Here is a 20,271-nt window from a genome sequence, read left to right as displayed (position 1 = left end):
TTGAGTATTGAGCCTGTGATGGTGTGAGGGAACAATGCACGGCTTTGTGGTCTGTTGAGAATCGTTTCATGCCTTCCCTTGCCCGTGTTTTGAGCTGGCTGCTCATGCCTGTACTGCTGCTGTGCAGCTCTGTGCTGTTGGCCGAGCCTGTCGAAGGTGCCGTCCAGGCGCTGCACTTGCTCGACTACATTGCTGTCGACTACCCGGCGACGGTGGCCGACGGCAAGGTCATTGATGATGGCGAGTACCGCGAGCAGGTCGAATTCCTCGGTGCGTTACAGGGCCTGGTGGTCGGTTTGCCACAGCGGGCCGGGCGCGACAGCCTGGAGCACGGTGTTGAGCAATTGTTGAGCGCGGTGCAGCGCCGCGATGAGGGCAGCGCCGTGGCCCGTCAGGCCCGCCAGTTGGGCGCCAGCCTGGCCGCCGCGTACGAGGTCAGCCAGGCGCCGTTGATTACCCCGGACCCGGCCCGTGGCGCACCGCTGTATGCGCAGGTCTGCTCGGTGTGCCATGGCGCCAGCGGCGCCGGCGACGGGCCGGCAGGTATCGGCCTGGAGCCGCCACCGGCCAATCTGCGCGATGCCGCGCGCCTCGATCGGTTAAGCCTGTACGGCATCTACAACACCCTCGGGCTTGGCGTGGCGGGCACCGACATGCCAGCCTTCGGTGAACTGCTTGATGAGCGTCAGCGTTGGGACCTGGCGGTTTATATCGCAGGCTTTACCGCCCAGCCTGGGGCCAGCTCGGACAAGACCTGGCAGCTGGCCGATCTGGCGCGCCTGACTCCGGCAGAAGTCGAGGCTGCTGAGGGGCCGCAAGCGGCCGCCGCCTTCCGGGCCCAGCGCGCCAAGCCGCCACAGGCCCAGCGGGGGCCCGCGCAGTTGCTCGACTACACCCGCAGCACCCTGGACAAGAGCCTGGCCGCCTATGCGGCAGGTGACCGCGACCAGGCCTATGACCTGTCGGTTGCCGCCTATCTGGAAGGTTTCGAACTGGTCGAAAGCTCGTTGGACAACGTCGACACCGCGCTGCGCAAGGACACCGAAAAGTCGTTGATGGCGTATCGCCAAGCGGTGCAGGACAACCTGCCCCAGGAACAGGTGGCTCAGCGTCTGGACCTGGCCAAGGTCAAGCTCAAGGCGTCTGCCGAGGCGTTGGGCGGTGATGGCCTGAGCGTGTCCCTGAGCTACATTTCCGGCCTGCTGATTCTGTTGCGTGAAGGGCTGGAAGCGATTCTGGTGCTGGCGGCGATCCTGGCGTTCTTGCGCAACACGGGTCAGGAATCGGCGGTGCGCAGCGTCAATGTTGGTTGGGGCCTGGCATTGCTGGCGGGGCTGGCGACCTGGGCGCTGGCGGCTTATGTGATTGATGTCAGCGGTGCCCAGCGTGAACTGCTCGAAGGCGCCACGGCATTGTTTGCCAGTGTCATGGTGCTGTGGCTCGGGGTCTGGATGCATGATCGTCGCCACGCCGCTGCCTGGCAGGATTATGTGAAGAGCAGCCTGGTCAGTGGTGGCGGCCGTTTCGGCTTTGCTGTGCTGGCATTCTTCTCGGTGTATCGCGAGTTGTTCGAGGTCATCCTGTTCTACGAGACCCTGTGGCTGCAGGCCGGTCCCGCCGGGCATAACGCCGTCCTGGCGGGGGCGGGAACCGCGCTGGTGCTGTTGCTGGGGCTGGCCTGGATCATCCTGCGCGGCTCGGCGAAACTGCCGCTGGCGCTGTTCTTCTCAATCAATGCTGCATTGCTGTGCGCACTGTCGGTGGTGTTCGCCGGACATGGTGTCAAAGCGCTGCAGGAAGCCGGCATCTTCGGCACCCATCCGGTGAGCTTCTTCGAGTTCGACTGGCTGGGTGTGCATGCCGATGCCTGGTCGCTGAGCGCTCAGGCAGTGGCGTTGCTGGCGATTGCCTTGCTGTACGGGCGTAGCCGTTTGCAGGAGCGCCGCGCCGCAGGCTGATCGCGGCTATCGGGCCGCATCGTCCTCATGGGTCAGCTCAATGACCCGGTCAACCAGCTTGTTGATCCCCGCAGCGGCCTCGCTGATGCTGCGGGCGAGCATGTAGGCCGGGGTGCTGACCAGTTTGCGCTCGGCGTCTTCGACGATGTCCTCGACATGGCTGTCCTGGTGCACGCCGCCCATCTGGATGATCGCTGCGGCGGTGTCCGGGTCGTTGCCGATGGTACTGATGACGCCCGGGCCGTAGATTTTCGCGGCCAGTGCGGGGGTGATGCAGATCAGCCCGACCGGCTTGCCTGCCTCGACAAAGGCCTTGAGCAGTGCCAGCACGTCTTCCTGCACTTGGCAGGCGGCCCCTTCGCTGGCCAGGTTCGAGAGGTTCTTGGCCGAGCCGAAGCCGCCAGGCACGATGATCGCGTCAAAGTCTTCGGCACGGGCTTCGCGGACGTCCTGGACGGCGCCGCGGGCGATGCGTGCCGACTCCACCAGTACGTTGCGCGACTCTGCGCTGACTTCACCGGTGAGGTGGTTGATGACATGCAGTTGCGCGATATCCGGTGCGAAGCATTGTACCTGCACGCCGCGTTGATCCAGGCGCAGCAGGGTCAGGACGCTTTCATGGATCTCAGCGCCATCGTAGACGCCGCAGCCAGACAGGATAACGGCTACTTTTTTGTGCATGTCGAACACTCTCCATCATGAACCCGGTCGGGCGCCGGGTATGCCTGTGCCTGCCGCGCTGAAAATCAGCGGGCATGCAAAAGATCGGATCGTAGCAGGAGCGGGATGTTCAATGCAGTCCGGGCACTGGGTGCCCGGACCGGGTGCGGGGTCAGTCGGCTTTCTTGTCGGCCGGATCCAGAGGCGCTTCGCTGGCGGAGACGGCAGCGAGTTTCTCTTCCCGGGCCAGGCGGGCGCTCTTGAAGCGGCGGCGCGCCCAGAGTGCCAGACCGATCACCAGCAGACCGCCGAGGACCCACAGCTCGTACTTCTTGATATTGCCCAGCAGGCCTTCCATGACCGAGCCGAAGTGGTAGGACGCCGAGGCCAGGGCCACGGCCCAGACTGCTGCCCCGATGCCGTTGAGGATCAGGTAGCGCGCCGGCGGATAGCCGGACAGGCCGATAGCCACCGGCATCACGGTGCGCAGGCCGTAGACGAAGCGGAAGCTCAGCACCCAGAGGTCGGGGTGCTTGCGCACCAGGCGCAACGCCCGGTCGCCCATCGCCTGCCAGCGCGGTTTGCGGGCCAGCAGCTTGCGGCCGTGCCGGCGCCCCATGAAGTACCAGAGCTGGTCGCCTGCATAGCTGCCGCAAAACGCGACCAGCATGACCATGTTAAGGTCCATGTATCCACGGAACGCCAGGAATCCGGCAAGCACCAGAATGGTCTCGCCTTCAAAGAAGGTGCCGATGAACAGGGCCAGATAGCCGAAGTCGTTTAGAAAATTCTGGAGCATTGTCTGGATGCTGGCGAAATGAGGACCGCAGCCTAACTCGCGCAGGAGAAACTGGAAAGCACCCATGTGCGTCGCAGCGTTAAAGAATGTTACAACCACAGCGCTGAAAATCGCGCCAGAGGCTCTGCTGCGGCCTCGGGTCGCAGACTGCACTTAAATTGTCACACTTTGGTCATAATGGCGGCTTATAACTGTCGCGCTTGCCCGCGTATGCGGGCTCAGGAGTATTGCCGTGAGTTTTACCCCCGCAAACCGCCTGTTCCCCCTCACTCGCCTGCGTCGTAACCGGCGCGACGATTTTTCCCGACGGCTGGTACGTGAAAACGTCCTGACCGTCGACGACCTGATTCTTCCGGTGTTTGTCCTCGACGGTGAAAACCGTCGTGAGTCAGTGGCTTCGATGCCGGGTGTCGAGCGGTTGTCGATTGACCTGCTGCTCAAGCAAGCCGAACACTGGGTGGAGCTGGGTATTCCTGCGCTGGCTCTGTTTCCGGTTACCCCGGCCGAGAAAAAGTCCCTCGACGCTGCCGAGGCGTGGAACCCCGACGGTATCGCCCAGCGCGCCACCCGCGCCCTGCGTGACCGGTTTCCGGAGTTGGGCGTCATCACCGATGTGGCACTGGATCCTTTCACCACCCATGGTCAGGACGGCATCCTCGATGACGAGGGCTATGTGCAGAACGACATTACCGTTGATGCACTGGTGAAACAGGCGCTGTCGCATGCCGCTGCCGGCGCTCAGGTGGTTGCCCCGTCCGACATGATGGATGGCCGGATCCAGGCAATCCGTGAAGCGCTGGAGCTGGCCGGGCATGTCAATGTGCGGATCATGGCTTACTCGGCCAAGTACGCCAGTGCCTATTATGGTCCGTTCCGCGATGCGGTCGGTTCGGCATCCAATCTGGGCAAGGCCAATAAGGCCTCTTACCAGATGGACCCGGCCAACAGCCATGAGGCGCTGCATGAAGTGGCTGCCGATCTGGCGGAAGGTGCCGACATGGTGATGGTCAAACCGGGCATGCCGTATCTGGACATCCTTTACCGGGTCAAGGACGAGTTCAAGGTTCCGACTTTTGTTTATCAGGTCAGCGGCGAATACGCGATGCACATGGCTGCGATCCAGAATGGCTGGCTGAGCGAGGGCGTGATTCTCGAATCGCTCACCGCGTTTAAACGTGCCGGTGCCGACGGTATCCTGACTTACTTTGCCGTGCGTGCCGCTCAACTTTTAAAAGGGCAATAGCCTCCCTCACAGGAACGTTCATGAATACCGAAGGACTCACCCAAGCCACCGTAGAAGTCAGTGTTCAGGAGGCTACACCTGTGGTTGAGCCTGCCATTGAGCTTGAGCAGGTCGTCGAGACCCCTGTTACCGCGGCCCCTGCAGTTGTCGTTACCAACCTGGACGACAGCAGCCTGTACATCCACCGTGAACTGGCCCAATTGCAGTTCAACATCCGGGTGCTGGAGCAGGCGCTGGATGAGTCCTATCCGCTGCTGGAGCGGCTGAAGTTCCTGCTGATTTTTTCCAGCAACCTGGATGAGTTCTTCGAGATTCGCGTGGCGGGCCTCAAGAAACAGATCAATTTTGCCCGTGAGCTGGCCGGCGCCGATGGTTTGCAGCCGCACCAGGCGCTGGCGCGTATCAGTGAGCAGGTCCACGAGCAGGTGGATCGCCAGTACGCGATCCTCAACGACATCCTGTTGCCGGAGCTTGAAAAACATCAGGTGCGCTTCATTCGTCGCCGTTACTGGACGGTCAAGCTCAAGACCTGGGTGCGCCGCTATTTCCGTGATGAAATCGCACCGATCATCACCCCGATCGGCCTGGACCCGACCCACCCGTTCCCGCTGCTGGTCAACAAGAGCCTGAACTTCATCGTTGAGCTTGAAGGCGTCGACGCCTTCGGTCGCGATTCGGGTCTGGCGATCATCCCGGCACCGCGCTTGTTGCCACGGGTCATCAAGGTTCCGGAAGAGGTCGGTGGGCCTGGCGACAACTTCGTGTTCCTGTCGTCGATGATCCATGCGCACGCCGATGACCTGTTCCAGGGCATGAAGGTCAAGGGCTGCTATCAGTTCCGGTTGACCCGTAACGCCGACCTGGCGCTCGATTCCGAGGACGTCGAAGACCTGGCCCGTGCCCTGCGCGGCGAGCTGTTCTCGCGTCGTTACGGTGACGCGGTACGCCTGGAGGTGGCCGATACCTGCCCGAAACACCTGTCAGACTACCTGCTCAAGCAGTTCAGCCTGAACGAGTCGGAGCTGTATCAGGTCAACGGCCCGGTCAACCTGACGCGCCTGTTCAGCATTACCGGTCTGGACAGTCATCCAGAGCTGCAATACCCGCCGTTCACCCCGGCGATTCCCAAATTGCTGCAGAACAGCGAAAACCTGTTCAGCGTGATCCGCAAGCAGGACATTCTGCTGTTGCACCCGTTCGAGTCCTTCACGCCGGTTGTCGACCTGCTGCGCCAGGCCGCCAAAGACCCGCATGTGCTGGCTGTGCGCCAGACCCTGTACCGCAGTGGTGCCAACTCCGAGATCGTCGATGCGCTGGTGGATGCGGCGCGCAACGGCAAGGAAGTCACGGCGGTCATTGAGCTGCGGGCGCGTTTTGACGAAGAGTCGAACCTGCAACTGGCCAGCCGCCTGCAAGCGGCAGGTGCGGTAGTGATCTATGGTGTGGTCGGCTTCAAGACCCACTCCAAGATGATGCTGATCCTGCGCCGCGAGAACGGCGACATCGTGCGTTACGCGCACATGGGCACCGGTAACTACCATGCCGGCAACGCGCGGCTGTACACCGACTACAGCATGCTGACGTCCGATGATGCGCTGTGCGAAGACGTGTCCAAGCTATTCAGCCAGTTGATCGGCATGGGCAAGATCCTGCGCATGAAGAAGCTGCTGCATGCGCCGTTCACCCTCAAGAAGGGCATCCTGGACATGATTGCCCGGGAAACCCAGTTTGCCGCGGAAGGCAAGCCGGCGCATATCATTGCCAAGTTCAACTCGCTGACCGACCCGAAAGTCATCCGCGCGTTGTACAAGGCCAGCCAGGCCGGGGTGAAGATCGATCTGGTGGTGCGCGGCATGTGCTGCCTGCGACCGGGCATTGCGGGGGTGTCGCACAATATTCAGGTACGCTCGATCATCGGTCGCTTCCTGGAGCACACCCGGGTCTATTACTTCCTCAATGGCGGTGATGAGCAGATGTTCCTGTCCAGTGCCGACTGGATGGAGCGTAACCTCGACAAGCGCGTCGAGACCTGCTTCCCGGTGGACAGCAAGAAGTTGATCCTGCGGGTCAAGAAAGAGCTGGAGCTGTATCTGACCGATAACACCCATAGCTGGATTCTGCAGTCCGACGGCCGTTACATCCGTACCAGCCCGACCGGCAACCAGAATGCCCGCAGTGCCCAGGCGACCCTGCTGGAGCGCCTGAGCAAGCCGATCATCAGCGTGAGCTGAAGACGATCCCGACCCGGGTCAGCCACTCCGCTTCCAGCGCGAAGTCGGCCTGGGTCAGCTGGTTGTTTTCCAGCCAGCCATCCGGGAACTGCGCGTCGAGGTTCGGACCGTCGGCGCGCAGCACCACCTGCGGCATTTCCTGAGTGCCACGGATGTGGTGGAACAGGATGGCGAAGCGCAGCAGCACGCACAGGCGAATCAGCTTGATGCCTTCATCACCGAATTCAGCGAACTTGTCCTTGGGGATGTTGCGGCGATGGCCGCGTACCAGCAGGGCCAGCTTCTGTTGGTCTTCATGGGAGAAACCTGCCAGGTCGGAGTGCTCGATCAGGTAGGCGCCATGCTTATGGTAATGATAGTGGGCGATATCCAGCCCCACTTCATGCACCTTGGCGCCCCAGCTCAGCAGCTCGGCGTAGCTTTCGTCTTCCAGGTCCCAGGCTGCGGCGACCTGTTCCAGCGCCATCAGTGCCTTGCGCTCGACCCGTGCAGCCTGCTCCATGTCGACGTGATAGCGCTCCATCAGGGAATTGAGGGTGCGTTCGCGGACGTCTTCGTGATGATGGCGGCCCAGCAGGTCGTAGAGCACGCCTTCACGCAGCGCGCCCTCGCAGTGATCCATGCGCTGCAGTTCCAGGGCATCGAAGATCGCCTCAAGAATGGACAGCCCGGCGGGGAAGATCGCCAGACGATCGGGCTTGATGCCTTCGAAGTCGATTTTTTCGATATCGCCCAGTTTGAACAAGCGGCGCTTGAGCCAGGCCAGACCTTCAGCGTTGACCTCGCCGGAACCATGCCCATTGGCCTTCAGTACCGCGCCGATGGCGCGAATGGTGCCTGAGGAGCCGATGGCCTCGTCCCATTTCAGGCGGTGCAGGCCCTGCTCGATGCTCATCAACTCCAGACGAGCTGCGGTGTAGGCTTGGGCATAGCGCGCCGGGGTGATCTTGCCATCGCGGAAATAACGCTGGGTGAAGCTGACGCAGCCCATCTGCAGGCTCTCGCGCAGCAATGGCTCGAAGCGCTGGCCAATGATGAATTCGGTGCTGCCGCCGCCGATATCGGCCACCAGGCGCTTGCCGGGAGTGTCGGCCAGGGTGTGCGAGACGCCCAGATAAATGAGGCGCGCTTCTTCGCGGCCGGAAATCACTTCTACGGGGTGGCCGAGAATGGCTTCGGCGCGATGAATGAATTCATTGCGGTTGCGGGCTTCACGCAGAGCGTTGGTGCCGACAATCCGGACCGCGCCCAGTGGCAGACCGTTGATCAGTTGCGCAAAGCGCTTGAGGCAGTCCAGGCCGCGCTGCATCGACTCTTCGGTCAGTTGCCGCTCTTCATTAATGCCGGCCGCCAGCTGTACCTTCTCGCCCAGCCGCTCAAGAATACGGATATCGCCCTGATTGGTCTTGGCCACCACCATATGGAAGCTGTTTGAGCCCAGGTCGATGGCAGCGATCAGAGAAAGATTCTTGGCTTTGGTGTGAGGCATGGTCAGGAGATTCCGGTCAATGACCGCAACATCCTGCCACGAACCATGGCGCACGCCAACGCGAAGCTGTACGGTGCGGCGTCATGGCGTGCTGAAAAAGCCGGTCACCGGTCCAATTGTCAGGCCCGCAAAAGCCGCATGAATCGTTGCCCTTACAAGGCTGAGTGGCCGGATATCCGTTCAGTGCGCTTGCGCTCAGGTGCTGAGCTATAACCACAGTGATGCGCCATCATAGACAGAGTCAATGATCGATTACTTCCTGAATGCCAGCAGGCCCGCTATGATGAACGACGTTTTTAGCCTAGCAACCCGGAGAATTCCATGAGCGACCTGATCAAACACGTCACTGACGCCACCTTCGAAGAAGTAGTTCTTCAGGCTCAGGGCCCCGTGCTGGTTGATTACTGGGCAGAATGGTGCGGCCCTTGCAAGATGATCGCTCCGGTTCTGGACGACATCGCTTCGACCTATGAAGGCCGGCTGACCATCGCCAAGCTGAACATCGACGAAAACGCCGATACCCCTGGCAAGCACGGTGTACGTGGTATCCCGACCCTGATGCTGTTCAAGAACGGCAACGTTGAAGCCACTAAAGTTGGCGCCCTGTCGAAGTCGCAACTGGCGGCTTTCCTCGACGCCCACCTGTAAGGCCGGGCTGTTCAAGACCCCGCTAAATGCGGGGTTTTTTTCAGGGCGCGCACTAGACGCCTGAAAATCCAGATGTTACATTCGGCTCCGCAACGGTTTCTCCGTTGCCCCCTGCAAGCCGTCGCCGACGCTCTCCTTTCGATTCAGTACGCGATCCTTTCGCCATCTCTGCGGCGCGGTCTCATTAAGCCAGAGGCTTAATTTCCCCTCATATACGATTACTTCATTCCCATATGAACCTGACTGAACTCAAGCAAAAGCCGATTACCGATCTGCTCGAAATGGCCGAACAGATGGGCATAGAAAATATGGCCCGTTCGCGCAAGCAGGATGTGATTTTCGCCCTGCTCAAGAAGCACGCAAAGAGCGGCGAAGAAATCTCCGGTGATGGTGTGCTGGAGATCCTCCAGGACGGCTTCGGTTTCCTGCGTTCCGCAGATGCTTCCTATCTGGCCGGCCCGGACGATATCTACGTCTCGCCAAGCCAGATTCGCCGCTTCAACCTGCGTACCGGCGACACTATTGTCGGCAAGATCCGCCCTCCAAAGGAAGGCGAGCGTTATTTCGCCCTGCTCAAGGTTGACTCGATCAACTTCGACCGCCCGGAAAACGCCAAGAACAAGATCCTGTTCGAGAACCTGACCCCCCTGTTCCCGAACAAGCGCCTGAAAATGGAAGCCGGTAACGGTTCCACCGAAGACCTGACCGGCCGGGTCATCGACCTGTGCGCACCCATCGGTAAAGGTCAGCGTGGCCTGATCGTCGCTCCGCCAAAAGCGGGCAAGACCATCATGCTGCAGAACATTGCGGCCAATATCACCCGCAACAACCCTGAATGCCACCTGATCGTGTTGTTGATCGACGAGCGTCCGGAAGAAGTGACCGAAATGCAGCGCACCGTGCGCGGCGAAGTCGTCGCTTCGACCTTCGACGAGCCGCCGACCCGTCACGTGCAGGTTGCCGAGATGGTGATCGAGAAGGCCAAGCGGCTGGTCGAGCACAAAAAGGATGTGGTCATCCTGCTCGACTCCATCACCCGTCTGGCGCGCGCCTACAACACCGTGATCCCGAGCTCCGGCAAGGTCCTGACCGGCGGTGTCGATGCTCACGCCCTGGAGAAGCCGAAGCGTTTCTTCGGTGCTGCGCGTAACATCGAAGAAGGCGGTTCGCTGACCATCATCGCGACTGCGTTGATCGAAACCGGTTCGAAGATGGACGAAGTCATCTACGAAGAGTTCAAGGGTACTGGCAACATGGAACTGCCCCTGGACCGTCGGATCGCCGAGAAGCGCGTCTTCCCGGCCATCAATATCAACCGTTCCGGCACCCGCCGTGAAGAGTTGCTGACCGCCGACGACGAACTGCAACGCATGTGGATTCTGCGCAAGCTGCTGCACCCGATGGACGAAATCGCCGCCATCGAGTTCTTGACCGACAAGCTCAAGACGACCAAGACCAACGATGAGTTCTTCCTGTCCATGAAACGCAAGTAACGGACAGTCTCATCGAAAATGGCGCCCTCGCGGCGCCATTTTTTTTGCCTGCACGCTGGCGCGTCTGCACAGAGCAGGTACGATGTGCACCTCTTTGTAAAAGTGGCCGGGTCAATGAAATTCAAGGATCTAAGGGACTTCGTGCAGCAGCTTGAGCAGCGCGGAGAGTTGAAACGCATCCAGATGCCCATTTCCCCCGTACTGGAAATGACCGAGATCTGTGATCGCACCCTGCGAGCCAAGGGCCCGGCCCTGCTCTTCGAAAAGCCCGCCGGGTTCGACATTCCGGTATTGGGCAACCTGTTCGGCACCCCGCAGCGGGTCGCCATGGGCATGGGCGCATCGTCCACTGACGAGCTGCGCGAGATCGGCAAACTGCTGGCCTTCCTTAAAGAGCCCGAGCCGCCCAAGGGTCTCAAGGACGCCTGGTCCAAGCTGCCGATCTTCAAGAAAGTCATCGCCATGGCGCCCAAGGTGGTCAAGGATGCGCCTTGCCAGGAAGTGGTCATTGAAGGTGATGACGTGGATCTTGGCATGCTGCCGGTGCAGACCTGCTGGCCGGGCGATGTCGCGCCGCTGATCACTTGGGGCCTGACCGTCACTCGCGGGCCGAACAAAGAGCGCCAGAACCTGGGCATCTATCGCCAGCAGGTGATCGGCCGCAACAAGGTCATCATGCGCTGGCTCAGCCATCGCGGCGGCGCGCTGGACTTCAAGGAATGGTGCGCGAAGAACCCCGGCAAGCCGTTCCCGGTATCGGTGGCTCTGGGTGCAGACCCGGCCACCATTCTCGGCGCGGTCACGCCAGTACCGGACAGCCTGTCCGAGTACGCGTTCGCCGGTCTGCTGCGCGACAGTCGCACTGAGCTGATCAAGTGCCGGGGCAACGACCTGCAAGTGCCGGCCACTGCCGAAATCGTTCTGGAAGGGGTGATTCATCCCGGCGAGATGGCCGACGAAGGCCCGTATGGCGATCACACCGGTTACTACAACGAAGTCGACAGTTTCCCGGTGTTCACCGTCGAGCGCATTACCCATCGGCAAAAGCCGATCTACCACAGCACCTACACTGGCCGGCCACCGGATGAGCCGGCGATTCTCGGGGTGGCGCTCAATGAAGTATTCGTGCCGATCTTGCAAAAGCAGTTCCCGGAGATCACTGACTTCTATCTACCGCCTGAAGGCTGCTCTTACCGCATGGCGGTGGTGACCATGAAGAAGCAGTACCCCGGCCATGCCAAGCGCGTGATGCTGGGTGTCTGGTCGTTCCTGCGACAGTTCATGTACACCAAGTTCGTTATCGTGACCGACGACGATATCAATGCGCGGGACTGGAACGACGTCATCTGGGCCATCACAACGCGCATGGACCCCAAGCGCGACACGGTGATGATCGACAACACGCCGATCGATTACCTGGACTTCGCCTCGCCGGTGTCGGGCCTGGGCTCGAAGATGGGCCTGGATGCCACGCACAAATGGCCGGGTGAAACCAGTCGCGAGTGGGGCCGGGTTATCGTCAAGGATGAGGCGGTCACACGCCGTGTGGACGAGATCTGGAATCAGCTGGGAATAGATTGATGCGCGTAACCTTGCAGCCTTCGGGCGCCGTTCTCGATACCTTGCCCGGCGAGGCCATTCTGGCGGCGGCCCAGCGGCTGGGCTATGAATGCCCGAACAGTTGCCGCAACGGTAACTGTCATGTCTGCGAAGCCCTGCTGGTCGAAGGCCGGGTCGCGCAGGCGGGCATGGAGCACGACCACGGCGAGATCTACACCTGTGTGGCCGAGCCGCTGGAAGACTGCATCGTGTTGTGGGACGGCGTGCTGGCCTTGGGCGAACTGCCGGTGCGCAAGCTGGCCTGCCAGGTCAGCGAGTGCGTGGCGGTCGGTGGCGATGTCTGGCGTATCGGCCTGCGCACGCCGGCGGGCAAACTGCCGCGCTATCACGCCGGGCAGTACCTGATGCTCGAACGTGACGGCGGCGGCAAGTCGGCGTTCTCGCTGGCCAGTGCACCGCACAGCGGCCGCGACCTGCAATTGCATGTGCTGGTCCGTGAGGCGGGCGCCCGGGCATTGCTTGAGCAATTGCAGCGTGACGGCATCGCCCGTGTCGAGCTGCCATTGGGTGACACCCATCTGGCCGAGCTGCCCGATGGCCCGCTGGTGCTGATCGCCGCCGGTACCGGGATGGCGCAGATGCATAGTCTGATCGAGCATTGTCGGGCTAACGGCTTCAAGCATCCGGTGCATTTGTACTGGGGGGTGCGCCGTCCGGAGGACTTCTACGGTATCGAGCATTGGGAGCAGTGGCAGAGCCTGCCCAACCTGCATCTGCACAAGGTGGTTAGCGACCTGTGTGGCTGGGACGGGCGCTGCGGGCTGCTGCACGAGGCTGTTCGCGAAGACATTGCCGACCTCTCAGGTGTTTATGTGTATGCCAGCGGCTCACCGGCAATGGTTTATGCAACCCTTGATGCGCTGGTTGAAGCGGGCATGGATGCACATCACATGCGCGCCGATGTGTTTGCCTACGCGCCACGCTGACGGCGCCAGGCTGTGGCGTGCGGCATATGACGAGTGCAGGATCTGTTATTCCTAAAAGTTCTTGGTTTGCGGTGTATTTAGACCTGTTTTGCAGCTTCGTGCGGTTGGATTAAAAATTGCTTCGTGCCAGTATGAAGCGGTGGCCAGAATCGTTTCATCGCTGGCCGCCTTATTCGTTTGGTACTCGCTTTTGCACGATCGGCAGGCCTGGAGAAAGCGTTTCATCGCACTGCAAGGCCGGCCATGACTGGCGCTGACCCCGCCAGGGGGATACATGGGCAATCCAATCAACGATCTCGCCGCAGCCGTACACGACGGTCTGGGGCTGACTTACCCTCCTGTTATTGACCTCGGTCCGCAGTTGACCCACGAGCAACTGCTGGCCTCGATGCACGCCACGCTGCAACAGCACCAGGGCGGGCCGGTCTGGCTGTTCGCTTATGGCTCGCTGATCTGGCGTCCGGAATGCTCTACCGTGGAGCGTCAGCGCGCGCGGGTGCACGGTTATCACCGCGGGCTGTACCTGTGGTCCCACGAGCATCGTGGCACGCCGGCAGCTCCCGGGCTGGTATTTGGCCTGGATCGTGGTGGCTCGTGTACTGGCGTTGCCTATCGTTTACCTGAGCACTGCCTGGAAGAGTCGTTGCTGGCGCTGTGGAAGCGCGAGATGCCTTACCCCTCCTATCGTCCGCACTGGCTCAGTTGCCGACTGGAGGATGGTCGCAAGATCAAGGCGTTAGGGTTTGTGCTGGAGCGGCATTTGCCCAGCTACGCAGGCAATCTGCCCGACAGCGTCCTGAGCCAGGTGCTGGCCAGCGCCTGTGGGCGCTCAGGAACGACTCACGATTATGTGCAGCAGACCGTTCAGGCGCTGCGCAGCCACGCCATGCCAGATCTTAATCTGGAGGCGCGGCTCAAGCGCTGTGCTGCACGCGCCTGAATCAGGCTGATTCAGGCCTTGCTTTCGCGTGAGGTGCTGGCGACCTGTTTGTGCTTAAGGGTTGGCGCCAGGAACGCCATGGCCAGGATGCAGGCACCGATCAACAGCACGAAGCCGCCGTCCCAGCCGTAGTGGTCCACGGTGTAACCAATCGCGGCACTGGCTGCGACCGAACCGCCCAGATAGCCGAACAGCCCGGTAAAACCTGCCGCAGTACCGGCAGCTTTCTTTGGCGCCAGTTCAAGGGCTTGCAGACCGATCAGCATGACCGGGCCGTAGATCAGGAAGCCGATCGAGACCAGGGCGATCATGTCTACGGTCGGGTTACCCGGCGGGTTCAGCCAATAGACCAGGGTGGCGACGGTCACCAGCGCCATGAACACCATGCCGGTCAGGCCGCGATTGCCCTTGAAGATCTTGTCTGACATCCAGCCACACAGCAGGGTGCCCGGAATACCTGCCCATTCGTACAGGAAATAGGCCCACGAGGTCTTGTCGACGGTGAAGTGCTTGGCTTCTTTCAGGTAGGTCGGTGCCCAGTCCAGTACGCCATAGCGCAGCAGATAGACGAACACGTTGGCCAAGGCGATGTACCACAGCAGTTTGTTGCGCAGCACATACTTGACGAAGATTTCCTTGGTGCTGAATTCCTGTTCGTGGCTGGCGTCGTAGCCTTGCGGGTAGTCGTTCTTGTATTGCTCGATCGGCGGCAGACCTACCGATTGCGGGGTGTCGCGCATGGTTGCGAACGCGAACACTGCCACCAGCAGAGCCACCGCCGCCGGCACATAGAACGCCGCATGCCAGTCGTTGGTCCAGCCCAGGCCGAGCAGGAACAGCGGACCGATCAGGCCGCCCCCGACGTTGTGCGCCACGTTCCACAACGACACGACGCCGCCGCGTTCTTTCTGCGACCACCAGTGCACCATGGTCCGCCCGCTGGGCGGCCAGCCCATGCCCTGGGCCCAGCCGTTGATGAACAGCAGGATAAACATGATCGTCACGCTGGACGTCGCCCAAGGTGCGAAACCGAACACGAACATGACACCCGCCGAGACCAGCAGGCCGAACGGCAGGAAGTAGCGTGGGTTGGAGCGGTCGGACACCAGCCCCATGAGGAACTTGGAAAGGCCATAGGCAATGGCAATGGCCGACATCGCCACGCCCAGTTGGCCACGGGTGTAGCCTTCCTCGATCAGGTAGGGCATGGCCAGCGAGAAGTTCTTGCGCAGCAGGTAGTAACCGGCATAACCGATGAAAATGCCGGCGAAGACCTGCCAGCGCAGACGCCGATAGGTGCTGTCGATCTGTTCTTCAGGCAGCGGGGCCTTGTGGGGGGCAGGACGGAAAAACGCAAACATTGGGGGATGCTCCGGTTCTTGTTCTTTTGCGAAAATGAATCTTACATTTTCGTTACAGAAAAAAGCAGCATCCTGATACAAAGAAATCGCAAAAAACTAATGTTTTCCGTTCATTTGTGAACATTGCCGGCCAGGCCTGAGCCAAACCCAAGGGTTCACTAGGGTGGGCTATTGCAGAATTGTTCACTGGCATACCAGTTATTTCAGAGCGTTCCTACACAGCCCTCGGAAGCCATGAACTTCTAGCCCCTGCCAGCTGCGCCTAGCATCGCCTGCATTGCGCTCAAGCGCTTGACTGGCGGGCACCCAAATGAAATGGCTGATGATGGTTGTATGTTTATTCGCGTGTACGGCCGAGGGTGCGCCAGGGCTGCTGGTGCCGGTACGGACCCCGGCGCCGGACTTTCCGCAGCCGATGGTCCAGGCGCGGCACGCTGGCAAGGTGCGCGCGCTGATGGTGGTCAACGCCCAGGGTACGGTGGTCGAGGTCCAGGTGATCGAAAGCAGCCACCCGGCGCTGGCGCAGGCTGCACAGCAGGCGTTGAGCCGCTGGCAGTTCAGGCCCTGGCTCGGTACCGTCGGCGCCCCGGCGCGGGTCGCCTTTACCTTGCCGGTGATCTTCGGCTCTCACGGTCTGGCCAGCTTCAATACCGAGATCAACATCGGCCTTGGCAATGTTCGCTGCGCCTACCTCAACTATGAGGTCCAGGCCCAGATACGGCAGTTTCCCAATGCGTCACTGACCCAGATAGACCTGTTCTGGTACACCGGTCAATTCTTGCACAGCAGCTATGCGGCCTCGCAACACAGCGAAGCCGAACGCCACGACATGCTCAAAAAGCTGGAAGCGGCCATTCCCCGGATCATCAGAAGCTGCCGGCGTAATCCTGAGCGTCGTTATGGCGATTACTTGCCCCTACCGATCACAAGGATGCTGGTCACGGCGGCTGAGCCGCAGGAGGGGTTGTAAATGCCCGGCAAGATGATTGTCTGCATTTTTGTGATGGTTGCCGGCCTGTTGGCGAATCAGGTCATGGCCGCCAATTCATGGCCCGTACCGTTGCATATGCCGGATTTCGAGCGTCCCCAATCGCTACGGGACGCGCCCTGGCCAGCGCAGATCTCCGTTCGCATCCTGGTGCGGCGCGATGGCTCGGTGCAGTTTGTCGAAGTGGTCGAAGGCACTGATCCGGAGTTCATCGCGATTGCCCGCAAGGCCGTCGAACAGTGGCGCTTCCAGTCCTGGACCCCGCCTGCCTCATCGCCAGAGGGCGAGGTGATAAGAGTCACTGTGAATTATGGGGAGACGGAAGGTCAGCGGCAGTCGCTTGCTCACAACGTCAAGCTCAAGAAGGTGCTTTGTCATCAGCTCAACGAACAAGTGCGTAAAAGAAACGCCTGGTGGCTGCCTCGCCGTTCGAGTGACCCCAGCGTTTTTGAACAGACTGAGCGCTACCTGTCTCACGATCCGATGATCCGTACTTACCTCTCTGACGCACAGCGTCAGGACTTGGTCGTGGCGTTACTGGAGGCGCGTGCAGATATCATTGCCCGGTGTAAATCCAACCCGGCGAGTCGCTACGTCGACCAGTTACCGGAGAAGGTCCGGGAGGCGATATAAGAGATTCTAGAATAAGGATGTGGGCGGCAGAACCGCCCAACTGCCAAAGCGGGGCGGCTGGTTTACGGTTAGTTTCGTTCAGCACCGCTCAACTCCAGCAAGTTCTGGACGTTCGGGTCTTGCAAATGGGCGGCATGAGGACGGAGTGTTTCGGAAAAGACAGTGATCGCTTGATCAATACTGCTCTTCAGCGTCGCAATTGCGGTCGTGACATCGGCAGTGGCCTGTGGGCCGAAAGTCAGTTCGATTGATGAGGCCGGGAGGATCGCCACCGTTGTTGCTCGCAGTGCCTCTTGCTCAGCCTTTTGCTGGGCAAGCTTGCGGGCGGCTTCTTCTGCCTGTAAACGGCGTGCAGTTTCCTCAGCGAGCCGCTGAGTATGCAAGCGGGCAGCTTCTTGCGCTTGCTGCTGGGCTCGCAACCGCTCCTGTTCGGCCAAATGAGCTTCAAGCTGGCCCAGCCCGGCGATGAATTCCATCAGGTGCCGATTCGATTCCAGGAAGAAAATTGCATCGATAGCCATCGAGTCAAGATCAGTTGGTCGAATGCCAGGCATGCTGCGTAGACGGTTGCTCAACTCCAGATCTTCTTTTGTGTATCGAACCGTACTTAAAAAATGTACCGACTGAGCATGATTCACATGTTCCTGCTGTAAACCTGCTCTTTTGTTTGCAATAAGCTGCTCAGCACTTGCGCGGTATCGGGCTACCCTCTGAAGCGGTGTAAGGCTTGCGATGTTCCCCACGTGCCCTGAAAGCTCTGCCCTGAGAAAATCGGGGAGGGCGTGGAGGTTGGCTTGTTCGTCCATGATGCATCCTTGTTTACATTGTTATGGGTAAAGGCGGCGGAAGAATTACATTCAGTCGCCTAGGTTTCTTTAAAAGTTAATTGTTATCAGCTGACTTGAAGCCCGGCTTTCCGTTCTTCTCACGCCATTCCTTGACGGTTTTGAGCATGCCCTCTGGGCTGTCTTCCTGATCCGCTTCTGGATAGAAAATTACGTCGGATCTGGCAGGGTGCTCGGTTACTTCCTCAAAATGCTTGAGCATTTTTGCTCTGCGGCGCTCGAACTCTTCATTCGTAATGTTTTCTGGAATGGAGCAAAAGTCTTTAAGAAAATCAAGAAATTCGTTTTCTGTATAGTCTTCAAATTTAGTTTTCATTTGCTTTCCTTTGATGGTGCTCTATGTGTCGTCTTGGCGTCATGATAAGCATGTTGTCTATGTCATATACCGCGCCGCCATGAGCAATTTCATGCGGGTGATGTACTTCAAATTTTTTATTGTCTCCTGCTTGGTCTTCCGCTCTGGCGTAAGGGGCGCGTCCCTGGCTCATTTCCAGCTTGTTTTGTCCTGTGAATTGTTTTTGTAGATCGGGATCGTTGGCTATTGCCGCCCATAACGCCTCTCTGAATTTGCGGAAGCTTGAAAAATTTCTTCCTCTCAGTTGGTCAGCGATATGCTCCGGAATGGGTACTCCGCGTCCGCGTGTAGTTTCGCCCAACCAGACTCCTGTCACAGGCTTGCCATAGCCTGTTGCCGTTCCTGGAATATCTCGTGGATCCTTGAAAAGAATATATGTGTCAGGCAGCCCGGAGCCTGGCGGAAAGACGAGGATGTAGTCATCAGGATCGTTATTGGCGAAGTCTGGCAGGTCTTCGAGCCAGCCTTCCTGTGGCGATACATCAGTGCCCGGGTCGGCTGGCAGTAATGGTTTCTGGCCTGGAAAGCTTGTGGAGCTGTCTGCAGGTTGTTCTATTGGAGTCCACACCAGTGCCGGTGTGGTGTCGCCGTCACGAATGAACTCGTAGGTCTTGTTCTGGGCATTGTAGGTGAAATGTCGTACACGAACTTTAGTGCCGACAGCTACGCCATCGTTGGTTATTTTCAGGTTGTTGAGGTGGTATATGTCTATATTGTTTGTTGTTTTTCTTTTTTGTTTGGCTTAATTGTGTGGGTGGTAAATGATTGTTTTATCTGTGCCTGGGTTATTGATTGCTCTTGCTTAAGTTGCCCTTTTCTGCACTTTAACGACGGTTCTACGACACGTGCCTCGATAATCAAAAGTTGCCCCTTACCTTCCAAAGGACGAATTGACCCTGCCGCCAGGACTCCTATTCAGCCGCTGAACAGGTTCAGGCCGTTGCTATGTTGGCGGCGGGCATGACGCCTTCGCCGACACCACCAGGCTCTGGGGGCTATTCCTTTTCTCTCAGCGGCCGATATGCTCTGCACAAGCGCTGTTCAGGTCACTGGCCTGTCGGTGAGAGGCTGTCAGCCGGAGGCCGTCGCCGCTTTCCTCCACAGGAAAGTTGCCGGACAATCCCGGTGCACACGAATTGAAGGAGTGGATTGTGAAAGCGTGGATCTTGATGTTGCTGGCTCTGTCGCTGCCCGCCTTGGCGCAGGCTGAAGAGAAGAAGGAAGAAGATGCCGCGCCCAAGCCGGCTTATGTGAGCCTGGCGCCGCCCTTTGTGGGCAATTACGCGCTCGATGGCGGTCCGAAGCTGCGCGTTTACAAGGCCGATATTGCCGTGCGGGTTACCGGCGCCGATGCGCAGACTGCGGTCAAGCGCAATGACGCCTTGATCCGCAACCAGCTGGTGGCGCTGTTCTCGCAGCAGACGGTCGAGAGCATGAGTTCGGCCGAGGCCAAGGAGGCGCTGCGCCAGGAAGCCCTCAAGCAGGTCCAGCAGGTGCTGACCACCGAAGAGGGCAAGCCGATCGTGGAAGACCTGCTGTTCAACAACCTGATCGCCCAGTAATCAGCGCAAGGCCAGGATCGCCGCCCACTGCTCGGCGGTCACTGGCATCACCGACAGGCGGCTGCCTTTCTGTACCAGAGGCAGCTGTTCCAGCGCGCTTTGCTGTTTGAGAAAGTCCAGCCCCAACACGTTCGGGAAGATCGCTTCGAAGCTCACTTCGATAGCGCTCCACGGATTCTTGTCCGCATTGGCCTTGGCATCGAAGTAGTGGCTGTCCGGGTCCAGCGCCGTTGGGTCCGGGTAGGCTGTGCGGGTGATGGTGCCGATCCCGGCAATGCCCGGTTGCGGGCAACTGGAATGGTAGAAAAAGAATGAGTCGCCCTCGGCCATGGCGCGCAGGAAGTTGCGTGCCTGGTAGTTGCGTACCCCGTCCCAGCGCGCCGTGCCCAGGCGCTGCAGGTCGCTGATCGAGAACTCGTCGGGCTCGGACTTCATCAGCCAATAGGCCACGTTGCATACTCCTGTTACAAAGAAAAACAAGGTGATCACAAAACCGACAGCCGGTTGACGTCAGGATTTG

General features: G+C 59.7%; 19 protein-coding genes. 11 read left to right on the top strand and 8 right to left on the bottom strand.

Going from position 1 to position 20,271, the window contains the following annotated elements; genetic code table 11:
* The first annotated feature begins 68 nt into the window (after positions 1-68).
* Complete coding sequence (locus PSCI_RS07435; protein WP_045484819.1) at positions 69-1,958, top strand: cytochrome c/FTR1 family iron permease; 1,890 nt, start codon at positions 69-71, stop codon at positions 1,956-1,958.
* 6 nt (positions 1,959-1,964) lie between these two features.
* On the opposite strand, the gene elbB is transcribed toward PSCI_RS07435, so the two are convergent.
* Together elbB and PSCI_RS07425 are read right to left on the bottom strand one after the other, a co-directional pair.
* Positions 1,965-2,639: an isoprenoid biosynthesis glyoxalase ElbB gene (gene elbB, locus PSCI_RS07430; RefSeq protein WP_045484817.1), complete on the bottom strand. Its 675-nt coding sequence runs from the start codon at positions 2,637-2,639 to the stop codon at positions 1,965-1,967.
* 151 nt (positions 2,640-2,790) lie between these two features.
* Positions 2,791-3,417 (bottom strand): DedA family protein, encoded by a 627-nt coding sequence (locus PSCI_RS07425; RefSeq protein WP_045484815.1) that lies wholly within the window; start codon positions 3,415-3,417, stop codon positions 2,791-2,793.
* A gap of 232 nt (positions 3,418-3,649) precedes the next feature.
* On the opposite strand from PSCI_RS07425, the gene hemB reads away from it, so the two are divergent.
* Positions 3,650-4,660 (top strand): porphobilinogen synthase, encoded by a 1,011-nt coding sequence (hemB, locus tag PSCI_RS07420; protein ID WP_045484813.1) that lies wholly within the window; start codon positions 3,650-3,652, stop codon positions 4,658-4,660.
* Positions 4,661-4,680: 20 nt separating this feature from the next.
* Complete coding sequence (gene ppk1, locus PSCI_RS07415) at positions 4,681-6,891, top strand: polyphosphate kinase 1 (RefSeq protein WP_045484811.1); 2,211 nt, start codon at positions 4,681-4,683, stop codon at positions 6,889-6,891.
* Here the strand turns inward: ppk1 and ppx are convergent.
* Positions 6,878-8,380: an exopolyphosphatase gene (gene ppx / locus PSCI_RS07410; protein WP_045484809.1), complete on the bottom strand. Its 1,503-nt coding sequence runs from the start codon at positions 8,378-8,380 to the stop codon at positions 6,878-6,880. The two genes, ppk1 and ppx, sit on opposite strands and share 14 nt — an antisense overlap.
* Positions 8,381-8,701: 321 nt before the next feature.
* Between ppx and trxA the strand changes: the two genes are divergently transcribed.
* The 5 genes from trxA (at position 8,702) to PSCI_RS07385 (ending at position 14,007) form a co-directional block, all read left to right on the top strand.
* Positions 8,702-9,028 carry a thioredoxin TrxA gene (gene trxA, locus PSCI_RS07405; protein ID WP_045484807.1) on the top strand — a complete coding sequence of 109 codons (327 nt, stop codon included), beginning with the start codon at positions 8,702-8,704 and terminating at the stop codon, positions 9,026-9,028.
* A 233-nt stretch (positions 9,029-9,261) separates the two neighbouring features.
* Complete coding sequence (gene rho, locus PSCI_RS07400) at positions 9,262-10,521, top strand: transcription termination factor Rho (protein ID WP_045484805.1); 1,260 nt, start codon at positions 9,262-9,264, stop codon at positions 10,519-10,521.
* A 114-nt stretch (positions 10,522-10,635) separates the two neighbouring features.
* Positions 10,636-12,102 (top strand): 4-hydroxy-3-polyprenylbenzoate decarboxylase, encoded by a 1,467-nt coding sequence (gene ubiD / locus PSCI_RS07395; protein ID WP_045484803.1) that lies wholly within the window; start codon positions 10,636-10,638, stop codon positions 12,100-12,102.
* The gene (locus PSCI_RS07390; protein ID WP_045484800.1) at positions 12,102-13,067 is read left to right on the top strand and encodes a CDP-6-deoxy-delta-3,4-glucoseen reductase; all 966 of its coding nucleotides are present in this window, start codon (positions 12,102-12,104) and stop codon (positions 13,065-13,067) included. The genes ubiD and PSCI_RS07390 overlap by 1 nt, the downstream gene beginning before the upstream one ends.
* A gap of 274 nt (positions 13,068-13,341) precedes the next feature.
* Positions 13,342-14,007, top strand: coding sequence for a gamma-glutamylcyclotransferase (locus tag PSCI_RS07385; protein ID WP_045484797.1), 666 nt, complete (start codon positions 13,342-13,344; stop codon positions 14,005-14,007).
* 11 nt (positions 14,008-14,018) lie between these two features.
* Here the strand turns inward: PSCI_RS07385 and glpT are convergent, their stop codons facing one another.
* Positions 14,019-15,368, bottom strand: a complete 1,350-nt coding sequence (gene glpT, locus PSCI_RS07380) for a glycerol-3-phosphate transporter (RefSeq protein ID WP_045484794.1) — start codon at positions 15,366-15,368, stop codon at positions 14,019-14,021.
* Between the two features lie 322 nt (positions 15,369-15,690).
* Here glpT and PSCI_RS07375 point away from each other — a divergent pair, with 322 nt between their 5' ends.
* On the top strand, positions 15,691-16,338 hold the full coding sequence (locus tag PSCI_RS07375; RefSeq protein ID WP_231906385.1) for a TonB family protein: 648 nt from the start codon (positions 15,691-15,693) through the stop codon (positions 16,336-16,338).
* A complete protein-coding gene (locus PSCI_RS07370) occupies positions 16,339-16,989 on the top strand; it encodes an energy transducer TonB (RefSeq protein ID WP_052483361.1) in 651 nt (216 codons plus the stop codon).
* Positions 16,990-17,057: 68 nt separating this feature from the next.
* Here the strand turns inward: PSCI_RS07370 and PSCI_RS07365 are convergent, their stop codons facing one another.
* The 3 genes from PSCI_RS07365 to PSCI_RS28465 form a co-directional block, all read right to left on the bottom strand.
* Positions 17,058-17,795 (bottom strand): hypothetical protein, encoded by a 738-nt coding sequence (locus PSCI_RS07365; protein ID WP_045484789.1) that lies wholly within the window; start codon positions 17,793-17,795, stop codon positions 17,058-17,060.
* Between the two features lie 76 nt (positions 17,796-17,871).
* Positions 17,872-18,150: a bacteriocin immunity protein gene (locus tag PSCI_RS07360; protein ID WP_045484786.1), complete on the bottom strand. Its 279-nt coding sequence runs from the start codon at positions 18,148-18,150 to the stop codon at positions 17,872-17,874.
* A complete protein-coding gene (locus PSCI_RS28465) occupies positions 18,140-18,871 on the bottom strand; it encodes an S-type pyocin domain-containing protein (protein WP_231906572.1) in 732 nt (243 codons plus the stop codon). Before PSCI_RS28465 ends, PSCI_RS07360 begins: the two co-directional genes overlap by 11 nt.
* A 469-nt stretch (positions 18,872-19,340) precedes the next feature.
* Here PSCI_RS28465 and PSCI_RS07350 point away from each other — a divergent pair, with 469 nt between their 5' ends.
* Positions 19,341-19,751, top strand: a complete 411-nt coding sequence (locus tag PSCI_RS07350) for a flagellar basal body-associated protein FliL (protein ID WP_045484780.1) — start codon at positions 19,341-19,343, stop codon at positions 19,749-19,751.
* Here the strand turns inward: PSCI_RS07350 and PSCI_RS07345 are convergent, their stop codons facing one another.
* Complete coding sequence (locus PSCI_RS07345; RefSeq protein ID WP_045484777.1) at positions 19,752-20,201, bottom strand: EVE domain-containing protein; 450 nt, start codon at positions 20,199-20,201, stop codon at positions 19,752-19,754. It lies immediately after the preceding gene.
* Positions 20,202-20,271: the final 70 nt, after the last annotated feature.

This window comes from Pseudomonas sp. StFLB209 (assembly GCF_000829415.1).
Taxonomy (GTDB): domain Bacteria; phylum Pseudomonadota; class Gammaproteobacteria; order Pseudomonadales; family Pseudomonadaceae; genus Aquipseudomonas.
This window is presented reverse-complemented; position numbering and strand designations above follow the sequence as displayed.